The following is a 19,903-nucleotide window of genomic DNA, read 5'->3' as shown; positions in this document are numbered from 1 at the left end:
CGACCAGGCCGCAAGCCTCACAATGAACACTCGTGGAATCCTTTTGGCTGGCGGTCACGCACCTGGGCCGTGACGAGGTGTTTATCGTGGTGCTCGCGCTGTATACCTGGCTGGTCAACCCCAGGGGCGGGCGGAATCTGGGTGTCGCCTTTGCCCTCTCGTACCTGGTGAATACGGCCCTCAAATTCGGCCTAAACCTCCCCCGGCCCTTCTGGGCTGACCCCACTCTCGCCAGCGAAGCGGCGCAGGCCACGGCAGGTGGGCCTGGTCTACCCAGCGGGCACGCACAGATGGCGGCAACGCTCTGGGGCGGGATCGCCGCGCAGGTCGGGCGGGCTGGCATGTGGGCCGCAGCCCTGCTCCTGATCGCCCTGATCGCTGTCTCACGCCTGGTGCTGCACGTTCACTACCCCAGCGACGTGATCGCCGGACTGCTGTTGGGGGCAGCCTTTGCCGGGCTGGCGGCGAGGGGGCACTTCCCGCAGAAGGGCGTGTGGCGCGGGGTGATTCCGCTGCTGCTCCTCGGCCTGGCTGCCTTCCTCCCGGTGGGAACGCCACGTGAGTACGGCACAGCCCTGGGCCTCCTGGCGGGCTTCTGGTTCGCCCGGCCGGATTTCCGGGTGCCGCGGGACTGGGGCAGCCGCCTGGTCGTGGGCCTGCTGGGCCTCGTGGTCGTGTTCGCCGTGTACTTCGGGTTGGCCGCGCTGCCGCAGGCCCTGAAGGACATCGGGCTGGTGCGCGGTCTGCGCTACGCGCTGCTGGTGCTCGTCGCCACCGAGCTCGTGCCCCTGCTGCTGCGGCGTTGGCTGCCGCGCGCTGAAGCCAGCCCTACGCCGTTCGCCGAAGGCGCGCGATAAAAAAGCCGTCGAGGCCTGCTTCGGGCACAGTCAGGACGCCCTCTCCGGCAGGCACATGGGGCACCTCCAGGCCGGGAACCGCTTCGGGCGTGAATTCCGGGTGCGTGGCCAAAAAGTCGCGCAGCACCCGTTCCCCCTCCTGCCGGGTAACGCTGCACACGCTGTACACGAGCACGCCACCCGGTGCTACTGCGGCTGCGGCATTGGGCAGCAGGCGGGCCTGGAGGGCGGCCATCTCCTCCACCGCCTCCGGCGTCAGGCGCAGCTTGATTTCGGGATGGGCGCGCAGGGTGCCCGTGCCGGTGCAGGGTGCATCCAACAGCACCAGGGGCGCGGGCGGCAGGTCCAGCGGCTGGGTCAGGTCGTGGGTCAGGAGGTCAGCGCGCAGCCCCAGACGCTTGAGGTTCGCACGGGCCGCCTCGTGCTTGCGGGCGATCACGTCCACACTGGTCACCCGTGCCCCCCGCGCCGCGAGCAGGGCAGCCTTGACCCCCGCACCCCCAGCAAGGTCGAGCACCCGCCGCCCCTCCACGTCCCCCAGGGCGTCCACTACCGCCATACTCGCGGGGTTGATGGGCTGGGCCTGACCGCAGCGGTAGGCGGCACTCTCCCGCAGGGGCCGCGCGAGGACCACCCGGTCTACACCCTGCGGGCCAGGCTCCACGACGCTTCCTTCCGCCTCTAGGCTCCGTACACCTGCTGAAGACAGGCTCAGCCAAAGGGGCTGGGGCTGCAACTGATCGGCCAAGACGGCCTCGGCGCGCTCCCCGTACGCTCGGCGGAACACGTCGATCAACCAGCCGGGGAGGGCGTAGCGGGTCTCCTCGGTCTCGGCAGGGCGCGCCACGCGGCGCAGCACCGCGTTCACCAGGGCGGGTGAAGCCAGGCGCGCCATCCGGGCGACATTCACGTACTCACTCACCACGGCGTGGGGCGGCGTGCCCAGCACCAGTTTCTCAAAAGCTCCGGCGAGCAGCAGCGCGCGCGCCTTGGGGGGCGTCTCGCCGCGCAGCAGGGGGGTCAGGGCCGCGTCCAGCAGGAGCACGTACCGCAGCGTTCCATACACGAGGTGCGTCGCCAGCCCCGCGTCCCGCGCCGGAAGCCGCGCCTCTGCCAGGGCCGCGTCCAGGGCGGGGGCCGCGAACGTCTCGCCCGTCAGCACCCGTGTCAGCACCCGCACGGCGAGCGCCCGGGCCGGGTTGAAGGTGGGACGGGAGGCAGTCACCGGGGCAGGATACTCGATGGACGCAGACGAGCGGAGACCGCCACACTCCCCTTAGACCTGGCGCCCCTCCACCGGCCGCACCCGAGGCCGAGCAAGCAGCGTCCACACGAGCAGCACGTACAGGATGCTCCCGCTGAGGAGGTAGGGGGCGGCGTGCCCGGCCGTCTGGTACAGGCCGGTGCCCAGCAGGGGACCGGTCATGCGCCCCAGCGCGAGGGCACTGCTGTTGAGGCCAGCGACGGCGCCCTGCTGATCCGGCCCTACACTGAGGGAGAGGGCCGCGCTGAGGCTGGGGCCCAGGATGGCGCTGCCCACCCCGATCACGCCGAGGGCAGCGGTGATCGTCCAGTAGTGCCCGCCCAGGGGCAGCAGAAACATGCCCGCACCCATCACCAGCAGCCCGGCGGCGATCAGGGGACCGGGCGCGTACTTCTTGCCCAGGGGCCGCATCGCACCGCCCTGTACGGCGGCGGCGAGAAACCCGAAGATGGCGAGCATGCTGCCGACGGTTCGGGCCGTCTGCTCGGCCGAGAGGCGCAGGGTATCCTGCACATAAAAGGCGATGGTCTGTTCCATCCCGACGCTGGCCAGGGTGTAGAGCGCGCTGACGGCCAGAAACAGCAGGATGGCGGGCTGACGCAGCAGCGCGCGGCGTTCGCCGGAGTGAGCGGGCGCCGTTCCTGCTTGGCGCGTTTCCGGCAGGGTGAAGAGGGCAGCGAGAGCCGTGAGCAGACCTAACCCCGCACTAAAGAAGATGGGCGCCGTCAGACCAAAGCCGGAGAGCAGGGCCCCCAGCGCGGGACCAAACACCACACCCAGGCCGAAGGCAGCGCCGATGAGCCCCATCGCGGCGGTGCGGTCCTTTTGGGAGGAGAGATCGGCCATCATCGCCTGTGCGGTCGGCAGGGTGGCGCTGGAAAGGACCCCTCCCAGAAGGCGCGAGGCCACGAGCAGCGCAAAGAGGGCGCCGCCGGTCAGCAGGCCCTTTGCGCCGAGCAGAGCGAGCACCCCGAACAGCCCGAAGCTGAGGGAAAAGCCGATCAGGCCCAGGATCAGGACCGGTTTGCGGCCCACACGCTCGCTGCGGCTTCCCCAGATGGGCGAGAACACGAACTGCGCGAGGCTGTAGGCGGTGGAAAACCAGCCGATCTGCGTCTCCGAGAGCCCCAGTTGCCGCCCCAGCGGCGCGATGATTGGAAACAGCACCGAAAGGCCCAGCATGGCGATAAAGATGGTCAGGAACAGAATCAACTTGGGGTTCCCGCGCTGACGGGGCGGAGAGGCAGTCATGGGCAGAGTCTAGCACTGACCTGACCGCTCGGTCAGGCGGCGAGCGTGGGCCTTTTTCAATGGCCAGCGTGCCTTCTGAGCTGAGGAAACAGCAGTCGAGGGATTGTCAGGATTTTCATCCCCGTCTATACTTTTTAAGAGCCACCGAAGAAGAGAGAAGCTAATCCGCCGCCTTCTGCCCGGCGACGCCCTATGGTTCCCGCCGTCTCTCTTGGTATGGCTCATCAGCTTAGGCAGGTCAAGACCACTCTGGAAGCGGTTCAATGGCCGCACCTCAAGGAGTCAGCATGAAAAAAGCCCTCACGATCCTGTCTCTCGCCCTGCTGGGCAGCGCCCATGCCGCCACCCTGACGCTGTGGACCCACTACGAGCCCGCGGGCGAGGTCGGGTGGGTCAAGGCCCAAGCTGCGGCCTTTGAGAAGAAGACCGGCCACAAGGTGAATGTCGTGAGCGTGCCTTTCGGACAGATCACCGAAAAGTTCATCCAAAGCGCCCCCAAGGGCCAGGGACCGGACCTGATCGTCACCCAGCCCCATGACCGCCTGGGGCAGATGGCCGCTGCCGGCGTCATCGAGCCGCTCGACAAGTACGTGACCAGTCGCTCGGACTACGACAAGACGGCGCTGAACGCCTTGACGTACAAGGGCAAGCTCTTCGGGCTGCCGCTGTTTGCCGAAGCCGTCGCGCTCGTCTACAACAAGAATCTGGTGCCCAAGGCGCCGACCACCTGGGCCGAATTCCTCAAGGTCGCGCAGGCCAATACCGGCAACGGCAAGTTCGGTTTCATGTCCCAGCTTGAGGAGCCCTACCGCTCCTACGGCTTTGTGCACGCCTACGGCGGGTACGTCTTCAAGAACAATAACGGCACCCTGAACATCAAGGACGTGGGGCTAGACAATGCCGGAACGGCCAAGGCGCTCGCGTTCCTGAATGACCTGCGCTACAAGTACAACCTCGTCCCCGAAGGTGTAGACGCGGGCGCCGCCAAGAGCGCCTTTGTGGACGGGCGCCTCGCGATGCTGTACACCGGGCCCTGGGACATGGGCGATATCAAGAAGGCGGGCATCAACTACGGCATCGCTGTCTTCCCCACCCCGCCCGGCGCAACCGGCAAGTGGAGCCCCTTCGTGGGCGTGCAGGGCATCGTGATCAACGCCTACTCCAAGAACAAGGCGGCCGCAGTCGCCCTCGCCCGGCAGATGACTTCTGCGGATGCGCAGGTCGCCTTTAACAAGGCGGGCGGGCGTATCCCGGTGAGCCTCGCAGCGCGCACCCGTCTCAAGGCCGATCCGGTGGTCGCCGGCTTCGGCAAGGCGATCAGCGTTGGTACCCCTATGCCCAACGTGCCCGAGATGAGCGCGGTGTGGGGCCCTTGGGGCGCGGCGACGGCCCAGGCCGTGCAAAAGCCCAACCAGCCCTACGCCGACCTCCTCAAAAAAGCCGTCGCCGAGATTCAATCCAACATCAAGTAAGGCAGGAGCACCGGCAGACCGCAGCGGAACGGAGTTCACCTCCCGTCCGCTGCCTTGCTCTTCTCGCCCCCGGCTGACCGTTTCGCGCCCTTTAGCTTCAGCCGGGGGCGCCGTTGCGCGCTTATGCCTGGTTTCCCAAGGAGGCTCGCCTTCATGACCGTGACTCTGTCCTCTGCGCCCCGGAAGCCCGCTCCTCCTCAGGGGACGCGCAGCGCCCTGCTGGCCATCCTGGTGCTGGCCGTGCTGCTCGGCGGCGCGGCGCTGCTTGGTTGGCTGCTCTCCGGCCTGACGGCCCGGGTGTTTCCCTCCGCACCGCCCTTTATGATCCTGGTGTACATGCTGGCGATTCTGGCAGGAGCGATGCCGCTCGTGGCCCGGGCTTTTCCCTGGATCACCAACTGGTATTACCTCTTTCCTGCCCTGGTGTTTCTGGCGGCGTTCACCGTGCTGCCGGTGGTGCTGACGGTCAACTACGCCTTTACCAACTACAGCGGCGAGAACAGTGGCAATCCTGACTCAGCGGTGCGCACCGAGGCGAGCCTCAGCCCGGACCGCCGAACGGTCACCCTGGCCGAGACGCCCGAGGCGGACTCGACCCCGGAGTACCTGCGCTGCAAGCAGGCCAACTGCGCCGGGGACACCATCGCCCTGCTCGACCAGACCGCGGCCACACCCCTGGTCGCCAAAATCTCCAACGTGACAGGCCGGGCCGTCACCCTCGCTGCCCCGGTGCCCGAAACCTTCCAGGTCGCCTCTGCGACCCGCATCAACCGCTACGAGTACGTTGGGCTGGCCAACTTCCGCGAGATCTTTGCCAAGGCGAGCAGGGCCCTGCTGCCCGTTTTCGTCTGGACCGTGGTCTTTGCCCTGAGCACCGTGGTCCTCAATGCCCTCGCGGGCTTGATCCTGGGGATTTTGCTGTACAACAAGCGGCTCAAGGGCCGCAACATCTACCGCACCCTGCTCTTTTTGCCCTGGGCGATTCCTACGGTGATCAGCGTACAGATGTGGGTGGCGCTTCTCAACCAACAGTTTGGCATCGTGAACAAGACGCTCGGGCTGCTGGGCCTCACGGCCGTGCCCTGGCTGGGTGACCCGCTGTGGGCCAAGATCAGCATCCTGCTCGTCAACCTCTGGCTGGGCTTTCCCTACATGATGACGGCCACGATCAGCGCGCTGGGCACCATCAGTGACGATCTGTATGAGGCTGCGAGCATCGACGGGGCCAACCGCTGGCAGCAGATTCGGGACATCACCCTGCCCCTGCTGCGCAGCTCCTTTACGCCCATTCTGCTCTCGGCCTTCGCCTTTAACTTCAATAACTTCGGCATCATCTACCTGCTCACCCAGGGCGGCCCGCCCCAGGAAGGCCGAGAGAGCACCGCCCAGAGCACCGACATCCTGCTCTCGTGGGGGTACAACACCGCGTTTGCGTCCTCGGGCGGTCAGAACTACGCCCTGGCGAGCGCCATCGCCCTGATTATCTTCTTCCTGACGCTCGGCATCAGCCTGGTGAACTTCAAGGCGGCGGGCGTCTTCGAGGAGGCCCGGAAATGACCGTTCCTCCTCAGAAACCGGCCGATCTGCCCCCTGGCAGCTACATTCACCGCGAACCCGGTCCCCTGCGCCGCGCCCTGCCCTGGCTGGTGCTGGCCGCGTTGGTGCTGGGCCTCGTCACGCTGGGGTACTTCCTGGCGCGGAACATGGCGGGCCGGCCCAAAAGCTTCACCATCTACTTTGTCGAAGGCGGCTGGAAGCGCTTTCTGCTGGGGCTTCTGGCCGCCTGTGGGGTCTTGGCCCTGACGAGCCTGATCGGGCAGCGGTGGGGCCGCTGGCGCACCGGACGCAGGATCAGCTATCTCGCCGTGCTGGGAGATCAGCTCACGCACCTCTTTCTGATTCTGGTTGTGCTCGTCGCCGTCTACCCGATTTTTTACGTGTTGGTGGCGGCCTTTGACCCGCGCAACAGCCTGTTTGCCTTTCCGGACTTCGGCAACCCCAACATCTTTTACCGCACCGGGCTGCTGCCCAATCTCCAGGTGCTGAGCCTGGAAAACTTCAGGCGTCTTTTCGACGGCGTCGTGATTCCGGGCTGGCAACTGCTGCTGGCCGGGGTAGCGGGGGCAGCGCTGGCCGTGCTGCTGCTGTTCACACTGTCTCGCCGCTTCGGACGGGAGAGCGCGGGGCAGTCCAAGGTGCGGACCTGGGCGCTGCGCGTACTGACCGTGTCGCTTGCGCTGCTCGTGGTCTTCATGACGCCCGCGCAGTTCACCGGCCAGGGCAACGAGAGCAAGTTCCTGCTGTCGGTGCGCAATACCCTGCTGGTGTCGGGGCTGACCGGGCTTCTGGCCATTTTGCTCTCCACCACCGCCGGGTACGCGATGGCCCGGCTGCGCTTCCCGGGCCGCTTCGAAGCCCTCCTCTTCTTTATCTTTATTCAGATGTTCCCGGTCTTTCTCGCGCTCGTCGCGGTGTACACGCTGATGGTGCTGCTGGGCCTGAACAATACCTTTACCGGCTTGATCCTGGCGTACTCGGGGGGCGCCATCGCCTTTAACACCTGGATTTTCAAGGGCTATGTGGAAAGCCTGCCCGAGTCGCTGGAGGAGGCCGCGATGGTGGACGGCGCGACCCGCTGGCAGACGTTCTTGCGGGTGGTGCTCCCCCTCTCGGGCGGGATGTTGGCCTTTATTTTTCTGAACCAGTTTATCGGCACCTACGCCGAGTTCATCCTGGCGAACGTGCTGCTGACCGGCGTGGAAAAGTGGACGGTGGGCGTGATGCTGCTGAGTTTTACCAGCGGCCAGTTCGCCACCAAGTGGGGCGTGTTCGCCGCTGCCGCTACTCTGGGTGCCCTTCCCATCGTCGCCCTCTTCTACGGCTTTCAGCGCTACTTCGTGGGCGGCGCTGTGGCGGGCGGCGTCAAGGAGTAACGTTGGCGGCTTCGTCTTCTGGCGCTGGCTGAGGGTGCGGCGCTTGGGCGAGCGGCAGGAGTCTCAAGTTTCCGGCATAGCCCCATCCTGCTGGCGCAGCAGCCGAAAAAAGACCCGCACCACCTGCGGGTCAAAGTGGCGGCCCGCTTGTGCCCCGATCTCCTGCAGGGCCGCTTCCCACGACCAGGCCGGCTTGTAGGGCCGCGCACTCGTGAGGGCGTCAAAGACGTCACACACTGCAAAAATACGTGCGAGGAGGGGAATTGCCTCGCCCGCCAGGCCATCGGGGTAGCCCAGGCCGTCCCAGCGTTCGTGGTGGTGCCGCACCACGCCCAGCGCCTCGGGGCTCAGGCCGGGGATATGCCGCGCGATGGCCTCACCGGCAACCGCATGCTGCTGCATCAGCGCCCACTCCTGCGGGGTCAGGGGGCCAGGCTTGAGCAACACAGCGTCGGGCACCTGCACCTTGCCCAGGTCGTGCAGGTAGGCGCCGTCCCGCAGGGCACGCTGCTGTGCCGGCGACAAGCCCAGCGCCGCTCCCAGCGCAGCGGCAAGCTGCACGACCCGCGTGGTGTGGCCCCGCGTCTCAAAGTCGCGGGCCTCCAGCGCCAGGCCCAGCGCCAGCAAGGTGCCCTCCCGGGCGTCCTCTAGGGTCTGGACGTGTGCGGCGCGCTCCAGGGCCGTCACCGCGTGTGCCCCCAGGGTCCGCGCCAGATGGGCGTCATCCTCCCCAAAGGGCTGCTCCCGCGTGACCACAAGCACGCCCCAAAGCCCCGTCTTCCCCAGGAGCGGGGCGGCCAGCATCGCGCCGGAAGACAGGAAGGCGGGCCGGTAAACACGCTGGTCCTCGCGAATGTCCGCGACCCGCAGCACGTCCCCCGCAGCCACCGCCGCCCAGGAGAGCCCCCTACCACGCGGCAGAGTCACGTTTCCTTTCCCCTCTGGCAAGCCCAGGATGTGCCGGGAGGTGAGGACGTCCCGTTCCCGGTCATAGGCGAGGTACACGACGTACCGGGCGTCGAGCAGCGGCGAGGTCATGGCCGTCATGGCCGAGATGATCGCGTCCGCGCTGCTCGCGTCCCGCAGGGCCGCCGTTATGCGCGCCAGCGCCTCCAGCTCGCGGTGTCGGCGCGCTTCCCGTTGTCGCCGCGCGCGCGCCCCAAGCAGCACGGCCATCTGCGCCGCAAAGTCAGACACGCGGGCCAGCGCCTCTGGTCCAAAGGCGTCCTCCGCCGAGAACCGGTCGAGATTGAGGAACGCGACGACGTGCCCCTCTGCGACCACGGGAACGCCCAGCGTCTCGCGAATCTCCTGCACGCGGCCACTCAGCGCATAGCGGACCTGGCCGTTCTCGGAGTGGTCCACCGCGCCGGCTGCACTGGAAGCGGTCTGCACCGCCGCGCCGCGCAGCACACGGGGGCGGCCCGCCTCCCACGCGTCCGGCGAACCCGCGTACCAGCGGAACAGGGACGCAGGCGAGTCCCGCCGTCCCAGCAACGCGTCACTGAATCCCTGTTGCGCGCACACCACAAAATCCCCCTGTTCTGCCACGTAGAGGGTGCCCGCCTCCGCCCCCGGCACACAGGCGACGGCTGCCTGCAAGAGTTCCTGCCAGTGCTGCGGTGTGGGATCCTGGTCCTGTGCCAGGAGGGCCAGCGTGTCCCGCAGGGCCTGCCGGTCACTCGCCCCTGTTTCGCCCTGAGTCTCGCCCTTCTCGGAAGAGGCCAGCATCAGACGGTCACGGCCTGCCTCCTTCGCCGCGTAGAGGGCCGCATCCGCACGGGCAAAGGTCTGTCCTGGGGTCTCGTGGGCTTCCCGGGTCGCGAGGCCGCCCGACATCGTGACCTGCGGCCCGCTGGGGGGCGGGCGCCGCACGGCCCTCAGGCAGCGATCCGCCACACTGCGCGCCTGGCTCAGGCCAGCACGGCGCAGCACAACCGCGAACTCCTCCCCACCGATGCGGTAGACCTGATCACTGGGCCGCACCGCATCCACGAGGATCCCGGCGATCCGGCGCAGCACGGCGTCGCCCTCCGCATGACCAAGCGAGTCGTTCACCCGCTTGAAATGGTCGATGTCCAGCAGCAGCAGGTGATCGCCGGGCGCGAGCGCCGTGACATCCTCATGGAACCGGCGGCGATTGGCGAGACCGGTCAGCGGATCGGTTTGGGCTTGCAGGCGGTAGGTGTGGGTGGCACGCAGCAGGTCCAGGCGCGACTGAATGACCAGCAGCGCCACCACAAAGGCCACGCTGTTGGCCACAAGCAGCGGCAGGTACACCTGGGCGAGCAGCTTTTCTCCGTTCGGCAGTGTCAGCAGCCCCAGACCGTTCAGGCTAAACAGCAGCGGAGGCAACCACCACGCGCGCCAGCTCAACCACCCGGGGCGGTGGGCCCGGCGGTGCAGCAGCGTGCCCATGAGGAGGACTCCCAGGCTAGAAAGGAGCGCCATCCGAACGCCTATTCCGCCCTGAAGGGCCCGCACCACCAGCGCCGGAAGCGCGGCCAGCGCCCCCCACAGCGGACCGTAGCGCACGGTAATAAGCGCCGTAGGCACGTGCCGCAGGTCGATACGAAGCCCCGGCGCCAACTCGAAAGGAAAGGCCAGCAGGAAAACGCTCGCCGAACCCGCCGCCAAAGCATGCAGCACCTGCTCACGCACGGAGTACCGGGGAGGCCACTGGCGGTAGAGCAGGCTGCCCAGAAACGCCAGCAGCGTCACCAGGCCGAGATTGGTCAGCAGGACAGACAAAAAAGCAAGCATAGGGAGAAGACCACTCGTCTTCTGCCCAGACCATACCGGTCCGAAGAATGAAGATTCGGTGAAGGATTCGTCTTTGGGCGCTTCCCCCCGATGGGGGTACGGTATGGAGTTCTTGTCGCCTCACCCTCGCCGCCTGGACCGGTCCTTCTGCCTCCTGACAGCGGCGGGGGAGGCCCAAGACAGGAAACAGGGAGCGCTTGGAGTTCAGCGCAGAAATGCGGCTCTATGGTGGCCGAGGCGCCGTTAAGATCGACCTGTGAACAATCCACCCGCAGGGAAAGGGGGGCCTGGCGCTCAGCCGTTCGTCTTTTTTGACCTAGAGACGACGTCCACCGACGCGAGCGTCGCTGAAATTGTCGAACTCGCGGCCTTTCGCCCTGACCAACGGTCTTTTCGGGCATACGTGAGCACGGTGGGCGAGGTCCCGGCGGAAACGTTTGAGCTCACGCACATTCCCCGCGACGAGTACGAACGCGAGAAGCGCCCCTTGCGCGCGGTGCTGGAGGAGTTCCTGGCCTTTGTTGGGCCGGACTGCCTCGCGGGGCACAACATCTACGCGTACGATCTGCCGATTCTCGCGCGTGTTCTGCAGGAACAAGGCCTGCCCTTCCCGGAGGGCGGGAACACCCACGCAGCCGTGGACACGCTGCACTGGGCACGCGTCCGGTACCCCACGCCGCCCACGTCCCACCCCGACGGAAGCCCGGGGGCGCTCAGCGGGTACCAGTTGGGGGAGCTGTACCGGTTCTTCACCGGTCAGGAGCTGCGCGGCGCCCACCGCGCGCTCGACGACTGCGCCGCGACCTGCGCGGTGTTCTCAGGCCTTCTCAACGACGCTCCCCCGCCCTTGCTTCAGCGGCTCTGGCACCACCTTAAGCTGCCCGAGGCACGCTTTTATCCCGTGAAGCTCGACGAGGGCGCTGACCTTGAGGACATTCCCTTCCTGCACCGTCTGCTGCGGGTACAGGCCCTGGTGCCGCGCATCTTGTCGCCCGGCAAGGACTTTCCTTCTATGGAGGACGTCTTCCCCGAGTGGGCCGAGCAGGTCGTGCGGCGGGGCGTGGTGGAACCCGAGGAACTCACGGAGTTCCTGCGGCGTGTCGCCCGCTGCGACACGGACTCCCCAGGCGTAGCGGACGTCATGCAGCGTCACGCGCGCGCGGCCCAGCAGGCGGAGATGGTGTTGCGGTTGGCCGGGAGCTTTCGTGTCAAGCGCCAGGCGGACGGTGAGTGGTGTGCCCCACAGGCGGACATGGCCCGCATGGTGCAGCGGGTTCTGAATCAGGAGGGCGCTGCGGCCATCATCGAGGCGCCGACCGGCACGGGCAAGACAAAAGCGTACCTTTTCCCCGCACAGCATCACGTGGCCACCCAGCCGGGGCAGCGAGTAATTGTGGCAACGCATACAAAGGTTTTGCAGGAGCAGGCGCTGAACGAACTCGGGCAGTACGCTCGGCACTACCGCACGAATGCTGTGTCCGTGAAGAGCGCTCGGAACTACATCTGCCTGGAGGCGCTGCATGACGCCTTGCGGGACTTCAGCCCAAAGGAGGGGTCCGAGGAGGAGGCGGCAGCGCTTGCGGCGCTCGCGGCCTACACCCACGAGGGCGCGTTCGAGCTGGAAGCCCTCCCGGGGCACTGGCAGTTCAACAAGGCTTTTCGGGAGCTGTCGTTCTCGCTGGAATCGTACCCGGAACGCTGCCGTGCGGCGTGCTTGTTCTACCATTGCTGTGCGTATCAGCAGGACCGCCGCTTTCGTGACGAGGCGAGCATCTGGGTGACGAACCAGGCGTACCTGCTGGCCTCGTTCGCGCAGGAGGACCTGGACGCCGGGAGCAGCAAACCCACACACATCATCATCGACGAGGCGCACAATCTGGAGGACGTCGCGACAGAAGCCTTGAGTCAGTCCGGAACGGGCGAGCGCTTGCGGTTTCACTTGCAGCGCCTGTACGACCCTGACCGCCGTCGTGGTCTGCTCAGCTCAAACGTGCCCCCCGAGGACCGCGAGTTGGCAAAGAACATCCGGCAGTTCCTGTTGCCTCGCGCTTTTGACGCGCTGCGCGAGCTGGACAAGCACGTGACAAGCTTCGTCAAGCAACACGGTGAGGGCGATGCGAAGTTTGGCGTAGAGCACCTGCTCACGCCGTCTACGCTCGCCAGTGCGGATTGGCAGCGCCTCAAGCGTATAGAGCTTCTCTTTCTGGACGCCGTGCGGCAGTTGCGGGACGCGCTCGGCACAGTCATACACCACAACCTGCGGGGCTTGCTCAAGCCAACGCTGGAGTACTTCAAGGCGTTCACGGAGCTCGCCTTCTCGCGGCACCAGGTGGCGTCGTGGAACAACATGGTTCACACAACGCGCTGGCAGGAAGTGGAGGGCTGGGCGTACGTGGCGCGCCCCATCGACCTGGCAGGCTGGCTTTCGGGCGTGTGGAATCGCGCGGCCAGCGTGACCCTGACGAGCGCCACCCTGCGCAGCCCGACCCTGGAGGCGCACAGCGATCCGGCGCGTGAGTACGCGTATATCAAACGCACCTTGGGCCTGCCCGACAAGACTGAACTGCTCACGCTGCCCGAAACGTTGCCGTACGAGCGCGCGCACGTCCTCTTCCCGCAGCACCTGCCCGGCGCGCGAACCGAAAACCTCACGCGCTTTCAGCAGCTCTTTCACCAGGACCTTCAGGCGCTGTTGCCGCACGCGCGGCGCAGCCTGACCCTCTTCACCAGCCGGGCGCGCATGCAGGCCGCCGGGGAGGCCCTCAAGACCCTCACACCCCTCATGCCCCTCAACCGCAAGGAACGTGAGGAGGTCGCGCTCAGCATGCGGCAGGACGGCAACAAAATCGCGCTGGGAACGCGCGCCTTTATGGAGGGCGTAGATTTTCCGGACCTCAAGCTCGTGGGCTTAGAGCGCATTCCCTTTCCCGTGCCGGATGCACTCCTGCGGGCACGGCAGGCTTTGGTGGAGCAGGCGGGGCTCGATCCCTGGTATGACTTCTACCTGCCAAAAGCGCTGCTGTCCTTTACACAGGCCTTTGGACGCTTGATCCGCGATGACCGCCGGCGCGCCGGAGACGGCGCCTTTGTGCTGTGGGACAAACGCGTGCTGTCCGCCGCGTACCGCGAGGTCGTCTTCGCAGCCCTGCCCGGGAGCGTGGCGAGTGCCGGGAACTTCCATTACCCGGGGACGCGCGTCGCCTTTTATGACGAGCTCGCGCCTCTTCTCGGGGTGCCGCGCGAGCTTCTCCCGACGAACGAACTCATCGCGGAGGTCGCGCGGGACCTGCACGCCCTTCAAGCGGCGTATGCGGCGGGAGAGCTCACGCGTGAGGAAGGCATTCAGAAGCTGCTCGAGCTCTTCTGGCCCCAGGTCGCGCGCGCAGGCCTGAAACCCCAGCAGTGGGCGGCGGTGCATGCCGCACTGAACGGCCAGGACGTGCTGACGCTCCTGCCGACGGGGTACGGCAAGAGCCTTACCTTTCAACTGCCCGCCCTGCTCCTGGGCGGCGTGACGCTCGTCGTGAGCCCCCTGATCGCCCTCATGGACGACCAGGTGAGCGCGCTGCAAGTGGCTGGCGTGCCCGCCGCCGCCGTGCATGCGGGCCGCTCGGGCGCGGAGCAACGCGCGATCCTCGAGGAGGCCGAGCGGGGCGAACTGCACCTCCTGTACGTCAGCCCCGAGCGCATCAACCGCAACGAGCAGTTCAAGGACTGCCTGCGCGCTCTGCGGGACAAGGGCCTGTTGCGCCGCATCGTCTTCGATGAAGCGCACTGCCTAAGCGACTGGGGGCACGACTTCCGCCCGGACTACGGCAACGTGATTCGCACGCTGCGGCAGCAAGGGGTGACGCTACCCGTCAGTGCCCTCACCGCAACCGCCACGCCCGCGGTCGAGGCGCAGTTGCAACGCGAGCTGTGCTTGCGGGACGCAGCCGTTGTGCGCGCCTCCCTGGACCGCCCAAACCTCACGTACTTCGCGTACGGCTTTCGGGGCCGCGACACCTCCCCCATCGAGAAGCTCAAGCGCGTCGCGCAGATCCTCAGCTGGTTACAGGAGCAGCACCCGGAAGGCAGCGCCATCGTGTACGTCGCGACGCGCAACGCCGCCGAACGCCTCGCCCTCGCCCTCAAGGAGTTGAAGTTCGCCACGGCGGCCTACCACGCGGGCCTCTCGGCACTCGTGCGCAGCGAGGTCCAGGCGCAGTTCATGGAGGGCAGCGTGCGGGTGATCGTCGCCACGAACGCCTTTGGCATGGGTGTCGATAAGGCGAACGTACGGGTCGTTATTCACTTCAACCCGCCCGCCAGCCTGCCCGCATACATTCAGGAGGCGGGCCGGGCCGGACGCGACGGGGAGCCCGCGTGGTCGGTGCTGCTGCACGACGCGCACGATTGGAGCTTGCAGTCCTGGCTGGTGAAGCAAGGCCGGCCTGAGCGCAGCCTGGCGCAAGCGGTGTTCGCGTTCGCCGCCGGGGGCACGCGCACCGCATACGAGAAGGACCTGCTGGAGAGCTTGAACGCGGACCTGCCCGAAGGCAGCGACAAGCTGGAGCGCGGCGACCTGAACTGGCTGCTGGCCCTGCTGGAGGATGCCGGAAACATCCTCACCACGTACCGCCTCGGCAAGGTCCGCCTCCTGTCAAGCTTGACCCGTGAGGAACTGGAAGCGGCGCTGGGCGCGCAGTACGCGGCCCTGCTGTTTCATGCTGGGTACCAGCCGGGGCGCCGCCCGTGCGTGCTCGATCTCGCACGCCTGCCCCAGGCCCTCGCGGAGGATCTGAGTGGCCGCCTGTTCGCGCTCGCGAGGCAACGCCCGCTGGAGGTGCTGTACACCGCGCACGAGCCCGCCATGGATTTGACGGTGCTTCGCACGGACCTAACGGCGTTCGAGCAGCGTCTCGCGCAGCAGTTGCAGGTCAAGCAGGACCACATTCAGGCCGTCCGCGCTTTTGCCCGCACGGACGAGCGCGCCAGCGCATGCCGGCGCCGCGAGCTCCTGCGGGTCTTCGAGCAGGACCTCAACGGGCCGCGCGACGACGCGACATGCTGCGACCGCTGCAACGGCGACGATGCCCCTTGGGCCGCCACACCTGAGCTGAGCACCGAGGCGATCGAGGAGGTCTACCGCGTGCAGCACACGGTCCTCGCCTTCCTGGAGGAGTTGTCGAAAGTGCAGCGCACGCTCGGCCTCACGAAACTCGTGATGACGCTGCGCGGCGTGACACAGGAAGTCCGAAAAGACAGGGACGGCGCGACCTACACCGTTCAGGTGCCCTGGTTCGCCCAGGTTTCCCCCTTCTTCGGCCGCTTGGAGTTCGTGAGCAACAAGGAAATACAGCGCGCCCTCCGTCAGGCCGTCACGGACGGCTTGGCGCAGACGTGCCGCGAGTGGGAAGGCTTCACGTACGCCATCACAGAAGCCGGCGTGCAGCACCTCGACCGCCAGCGTCACCACAAGAACAAAGCCTAAGCAAAGACCGAGGGAGTTTCCCATGAGCCACACGCTTCATCCTGACCGTCAGCACGTCACCCCCTCGCCAGAGCCAGCCGCTACAGATGCCCATGAGGCGCGGCGCCTGCGCTTGTTGAATCCGCAGCACGCCGCTTTCCTCCAAGACGCCCTGCGCAGCTTGCCCCGAAAGGTCGTCACGGACGTGTACCTCACGGCCTACCGAGCAAACGAGTTCCGGGGCAGCAAGCTGCTCGGCCGCCCGCTGCGCAGGGCACAGACAACGGACATCATCGCGGCCATTCCTCGTCTGTACGCGCAACCGGAGAAGGTCGCCGAGAAGTACGCAGACCTGTGGCTCCAGGCCTTCACGTCCCTCCTGGAGCGACTTGAACGCAGGGAGACCCCAGCGGACGATCTTCCTCATGAGGCCCTCCGGGTGGCCACCTGGCTCCTCCAGTTCGAGCGTGACGCGCCCGATCAGGAGGCGCTCACGAGGGCGCTGGAACGCGCCCGCCAGCTCGAAGAGGAACTGCGGGCAGCCCGCGCCGCCCTGCAACAAGCCGAGGCCCGCAGCAAAGCCTGGGAGGGCGAGGCGAACGCCCGCGAGAAGCAGAACCAGAACCTGCTGCGCCGTGTCGAGCAGGCCGTGCAGGCGGAACGGGAGCGGCAGCAGGGCCTACTGGAGCGCGAGCGGGCGCGGCACGAGCGCGAACGGCAGAAGCTTCTCGCATCCATCAAAGCCCAAGACGCCCGCCACGCAAAGGACCTGGCCAACTTGCAGCAGCAGTTGGAGGCCGCACGAGCAGAATGCGACAGGCTGCGGCTCGAGGGCCATGCCGTGCTGCAAGCGCGCCTGCAGGACGCGCAACAGCAAGTCCGCGAGCGGGACCACCGCATCAGCGAACTGCAGTCGAAATACCTTCGGCAACTCCGGGAGAAGCACGACGAGCTCGAGCGCGTGTGGGCACAACTCGACACCCTCCAGCAACGCCCCGCTTCTCCCTTCACGGATGAGCTCCTAGACGGCGCGCTCATCGTGCACTACTCCACCCTGCACGAGGACGCCGTGCAGCGCTTTACAGATTTGTTCGGCCTGTACCGCGCCCTCCTGAAGCGCCGCTACGATGACGACCGCTTGCAACGCTGCACGAACATCAGCGAGTTCGTACAGCGCGAACCACAAGGCATCCTCGTCCTCGGCCTAGAGCAGCTCCTGGAAGACGGCGCCAACCTCGCCCTGGAACGCTTCCTGCGCATGCGCAGCCTTCGTCAGGAAAGCCTCATGCAGCAGCTGCTGGAGCGCGTGCAGTCCCCACGGCTCGGGGGGCAGGCATGACCAGCACCGGCCTCACCCCGCACGAAGCGCTCCAGCAGCTGAAAGCCCTAGAGGTACGCCTGGGGTTTGTGCCGCGACAGCAACGCCAGACACTGCAAGACATCGCGGAAGCGCTCAGCGCCCTGGTCGCACGCGACGAGCGCGCCGCCGAGGAGCTCGCGCGCGTGCAGCGCGAGCGCGACGAAGCGCGCGAGGCCCTGCAAGCCACACAAGCCCAACTCGCGCGCCTCACGCAGTCCCAAGAACCGGACTGGGAAGAGCGCGCCGAGGCCCTGCAAGCGCAGCTGGAGCAGGCGCAGCAGGAACTTCGGGCGCTGCAGGGCAACCTGGAGTCCACACCGCTTGTGCGGGCGTTGCGCCGTGAACTGGAGCTGCTCCAGCGGCGCATTCACAGCCCGCGCTTCTGGACCGGCACCTTCGCGGAAACCTTCGCGGAGTCCCTGGAAGCGATGGACAGCGTCCACGCTGCCCTGGAGGGCGCAGCCCCGGCGGACGTTCCCGAAGTGTTTCGCGCCTGGCACGGCGAAATTCAAGCCGCCGTGGAACGCTTCAGCTCCGGCGTATTCGACGAGGCGCTGTGCGAGCAGGCACGCCGAATCCTGATCTGCCAGTGGGTGTACTTCCGTTGGTTGGAAGTCACAACGTTCACGAATGGAGCGAACGAATGAGCGTGCGCGAAGCTGTCTTGACGCGCGTCATCCGCGAGGGCCCGCTGCGAGTGCACATCAGCGAGGACGAGTACGAGTGGCTGCGGCGGCACGCCTCCCGCCGCTGGCGAGACCCGAGTGACTGGTGGCTGCGCCGGAGCAGAGACGAGGCGCTCTTGTTTCTGGCGTTCCTTCGCGCTTACACCTTCTACCGCGAACCAGCCGAGAACGACGACGCCTTCTGGCCGAACTTCCACGCGGAGCTCGGGCTGCCGGAAAACTTTGCGATTGGAGCACGCTACGACACGCTCTGGACCATCCTGGGCTCGCACGAGGACACCGCACCGCGCCGCCTCATCCTCTCCGGAAAGCGAAAGCGGCGTTTCGTGGCGACCATTGACGCCATCTGGGGCCTGCACAGCCTGAGCGCCGCGCGACTCAAGACGTTCTTTCAGACGTACTACAACCGCTACCCACACGAGCGCATTGACGCCGCCCTCATGCGGCGCATCCTCCCCGACGCGGACGAAGCGACTCTCCGGCAGGCCGACGCGTACGACCGCATCTTTCACTGCATGACCCGCATCGTGGATTACCTCCTCGACACGGATAAGCACCTTGCGCGCCTCCCGCCGGAGCAACTGTGCCCCCTGCTGGAGGCCGCGGGCATCCCACTCGGCACGCCGAACGCCGTACGGTTCTTCTGGAACAAGAGCCATGACGCCCTCGCGCAACTCGTGCTTGGCGTAGAGCACGGCACGCGCCGCCGCTACAAGGTCCGCCCCGAGCGCACAGCCGCACCCAGAGCCCAAAGCTCTGACCCCTCGGTCACCGTACGCCTCAAACCCGGATACGCGGTTCAGGGGGAGCCCTTCACCGTGACGGTTGAGCACCACAGCCGCGCCACAAGCGAACAGGCAGAGTTGCAGTTCTCGGACGGTCGCCGCGTCCCCCTCCACGGGACGTCAGCCGTCATCTCGGACCTTCCCCTCGGTCAGCACAGCGCGGAGCTGTACGTGAATGGCATTCCTGCCGGGCACGACCCGATTCTTGTGACCGTCCTCCCGGCGTTCACCGTGACGCCCACGCGGCGGGCGGGGCCGCTGCTGGAGGGGCAGATGCAGGTTGGGGAAGTCCGCTTGGCTGACGGCCGCTTCGGTACCTTTAAATGGCGACCCCTGTGGTGTCTGCAGGACGGTCAGTTTCAACCGGTCACGCACGAGTGCCGGGTGGACATTGACGATCACCTGAGCATCGAGCTGGAAGTCTGCGGCGCCAGTTATGGAGCGCGTTTCCTGAACCCCGATACCAACCAGGTTCAAACCGCGTTCGAAACGGTGGAGCAGTTACGGCAGGTGGTCGTTCGCCCCCTCGTGCCGAACGGCAAACCGCTCCTCCCGCTGCGCGTCAGCATCGAATCCCACCCAAACGAGTTCACCGAGTTGCGGCCCGGCTGCTGGGAGCTGCAACGCCTCACGCACCTCAGCCCCAGCGTGTTCGACCGTGTCCTTATCGAAGTGAACGCCGGGCACGGAACCTGGGTACGGGTGCACGCAGCGCCCTACACCGTACGGCCCCGGCTCACGCATGCCGAGGTACAGGACCGCACCCTGTACGTCTGGACGGAAGGGCCGCGCGGCCTCCTGCTGCGCGTGCAGGAACACACCCCAGGCGGCCACGCGCTGACCCGCACGTGTCCCCTCACGCCCGGCACGACGCACCTTCCCCTACACGTGCACATTCCCGGACTGCCCCGCAAGCTGAGCCTCACGCTGCTCGACGCCACAGGACGAGCGGTGGACGAGCGGAACCTGGAAGCGCCGCCCGAAGACCTCCGCACGCACCTCCCGAAGCTGCTGCGTTCCGGCCTCGGGTGGGCCACCCTCCATCACACCAGCACGCCCCCAGCGGGAAGGAGCCAGTAA

Annotated in this window: 11 protein-coding genes; 8 read left to right on the top strand and 3 right to left on the bottom strand. The window is 66.8% G+C overall.

Features of this window, described 5'->3' with window-relative positions:
* The first annotated feature begins 32 nt into the window (after nucleotides 1-32).
* Complete coding sequence (locus EI73_RS00685; protein ID WP_034383108.1) at nucleotides 33-857, top strand: phosphatase PAP2 family protein; 825 nt, start codon at nucleotides 33-35, stop codon at nucleotides 855-857.
* Here EI73_RS00685 and EI73_RS00680 read toward each other — a convergent pair.
* Entirely contained in the window at nucleotides 829-2,082 is a 1,254-nt protein-coding gene (locus EI73_RS00680; protein WP_034383107.1) for an RsmB/NOP family class I SAM-dependent RNA methyltransferase, read from the bottom strand. The genes EI73_RS00685 and EI73_RS00680 overlap by 29 nt on opposite strands.
* 51 nt (nucleotides 2,083-2,133) lie before the next feature.
* Nucleotides 2,134-3,372: an MFS transporter gene (locus tag EI73_RS00675; protein WP_034383105.1), complete on the bottom strand. Its 1,239-nt coding sequence runs from the start codon at nucleotides 3,370-3,372 to the stop codon at nucleotides 2,134-2,136.
* 287 nt (nucleotides 3,373-3,659) lie between these two features.
* Here EI73_RS00675 and EI73_RS00670 point away from each other — a divergent pair, with 287 nt between their 5' ends.
* From EI73_RS00670 to EI73_RS00660, 3 genes are all read left to right on the top strand, one after another.
* Nucleotides 3,660-4,844, top strand: coding sequence for a maltose ABC transporter substrate-binding protein (locus tag EI73_RS00670; protein ID WP_034383103.1), 1,185 nt, complete (start codon nucleotides 3,660-3,662; stop codon nucleotides 4,842-4,844).
* 153 nt (nucleotides 4,845-4,997) lie between these two features.
* Nucleotides 4,998-6,401, top strand: a complete 1,404-nt coding sequence (locus EI73_RS00665) for an ABC transporter permease subunit (RefSeq protein ID WP_034383101.1) — start codon at nucleotides 4,998-5,000, stop codon at nucleotides 6,399-6,401.
* Entirely contained in the window at nucleotides 6,398-7,777 is a 1,380-nt protein-coding gene (locus EI73_RS00660) for a sugar ABC transporter permease (RefSeq protein ID WP_034383098.1), read from the top strand. The genes EI73_RS00665 and EI73_RS00660 overlap by 4 nt, the downstream gene beginning before the upstream one ends.
* A gap of 63 nt (nucleotides 7,778-7,840) precedes the next feature.
* Here the strand turns inward: EI73_RS00660 and EI73_RS15540 are convergent, their stop codons facing one another.
* Nucleotides 7,841-10,528, bottom strand: coding sequence for an HD domain-containing phosphohydrolase (locus EI73_RS15540; protein WP_197050728.1), 2,688 nt, complete (start codon nucleotides 10,526-10,528; stop codon nucleotides 7,841-7,843).
* Nucleotides 10,529-10,796: 268 nt separating this feature from the next.
* Between EI73_RS15540 and EI73_RS00645 the strand changes: the two genes are divergently transcribed.
* Genes EI73_RS00645 through EI73_RS00630 form a run of 4 tightly spaced genes read left to right on the top strand, consistent with a single transcriptional unit; the run spans nucleotide 10,797 to nucleotide 19,903 of the window.
* Nucleotides 10,797-16,013 (top strand): RecQ family ATP-dependent DNA helicase, encoded by a 5,217-nt coding sequence (locus EI73_RS00645; protein WP_051935350.1) that lies wholly within the window; start codon nucleotides 10,797-10,799, stop codon nucleotides 16,011-16,013.
* A 22-nt stretch (nucleotides 16,014-16,035) separates the two neighbouring features.
* Nucleotides 16,036-17,331, top strand: a complete 1,296-nt coding sequence (locus EI73_RS00640) for a hypothetical protein (protein ID WP_034383096.1) — start codon at nucleotides 16,036-16,038, stop codon at nucleotides 17,329-17,331.
* Nucleotides 17,328-17,999, top strand: a complete 672-nt coding sequence (locus EI73_RS00635; protein ID WP_034383095.1) for a hypothetical protein — start codon at nucleotides 17,328-17,330, stop codon at nucleotides 17,997-17,999. The genes EI73_RS00640 and EI73_RS00635 overlap by 4 nt, the downstream gene beginning before the upstream one ends.
* Nucleotides 17,996-19,903 (top strand): hypothetical protein, encoded by a 1,908-nt coding sequence (locus EI73_RS00630; protein ID WP_034383094.1) that lies wholly within the window; start codon nucleotides 17,996-17,998, stop codon nucleotides 19,901-19,903. Before EI73_RS00635 ends, EI73_RS00630 begins: the two co-directional genes overlap by 4 nt.

This window comes from Deinococcus sp. YIM 77859, from assembly GCF_000745175.1.
In the GTDB taxonomy this organism is placed as follows: domain Bacteria; phylum Deinococcota; class Deinococci; order Deinococcales; family Deinococcaceae; genus Deinococcus.
This window is presented reverse-complemented; position numbering and strand designations above follow the sequence as displayed.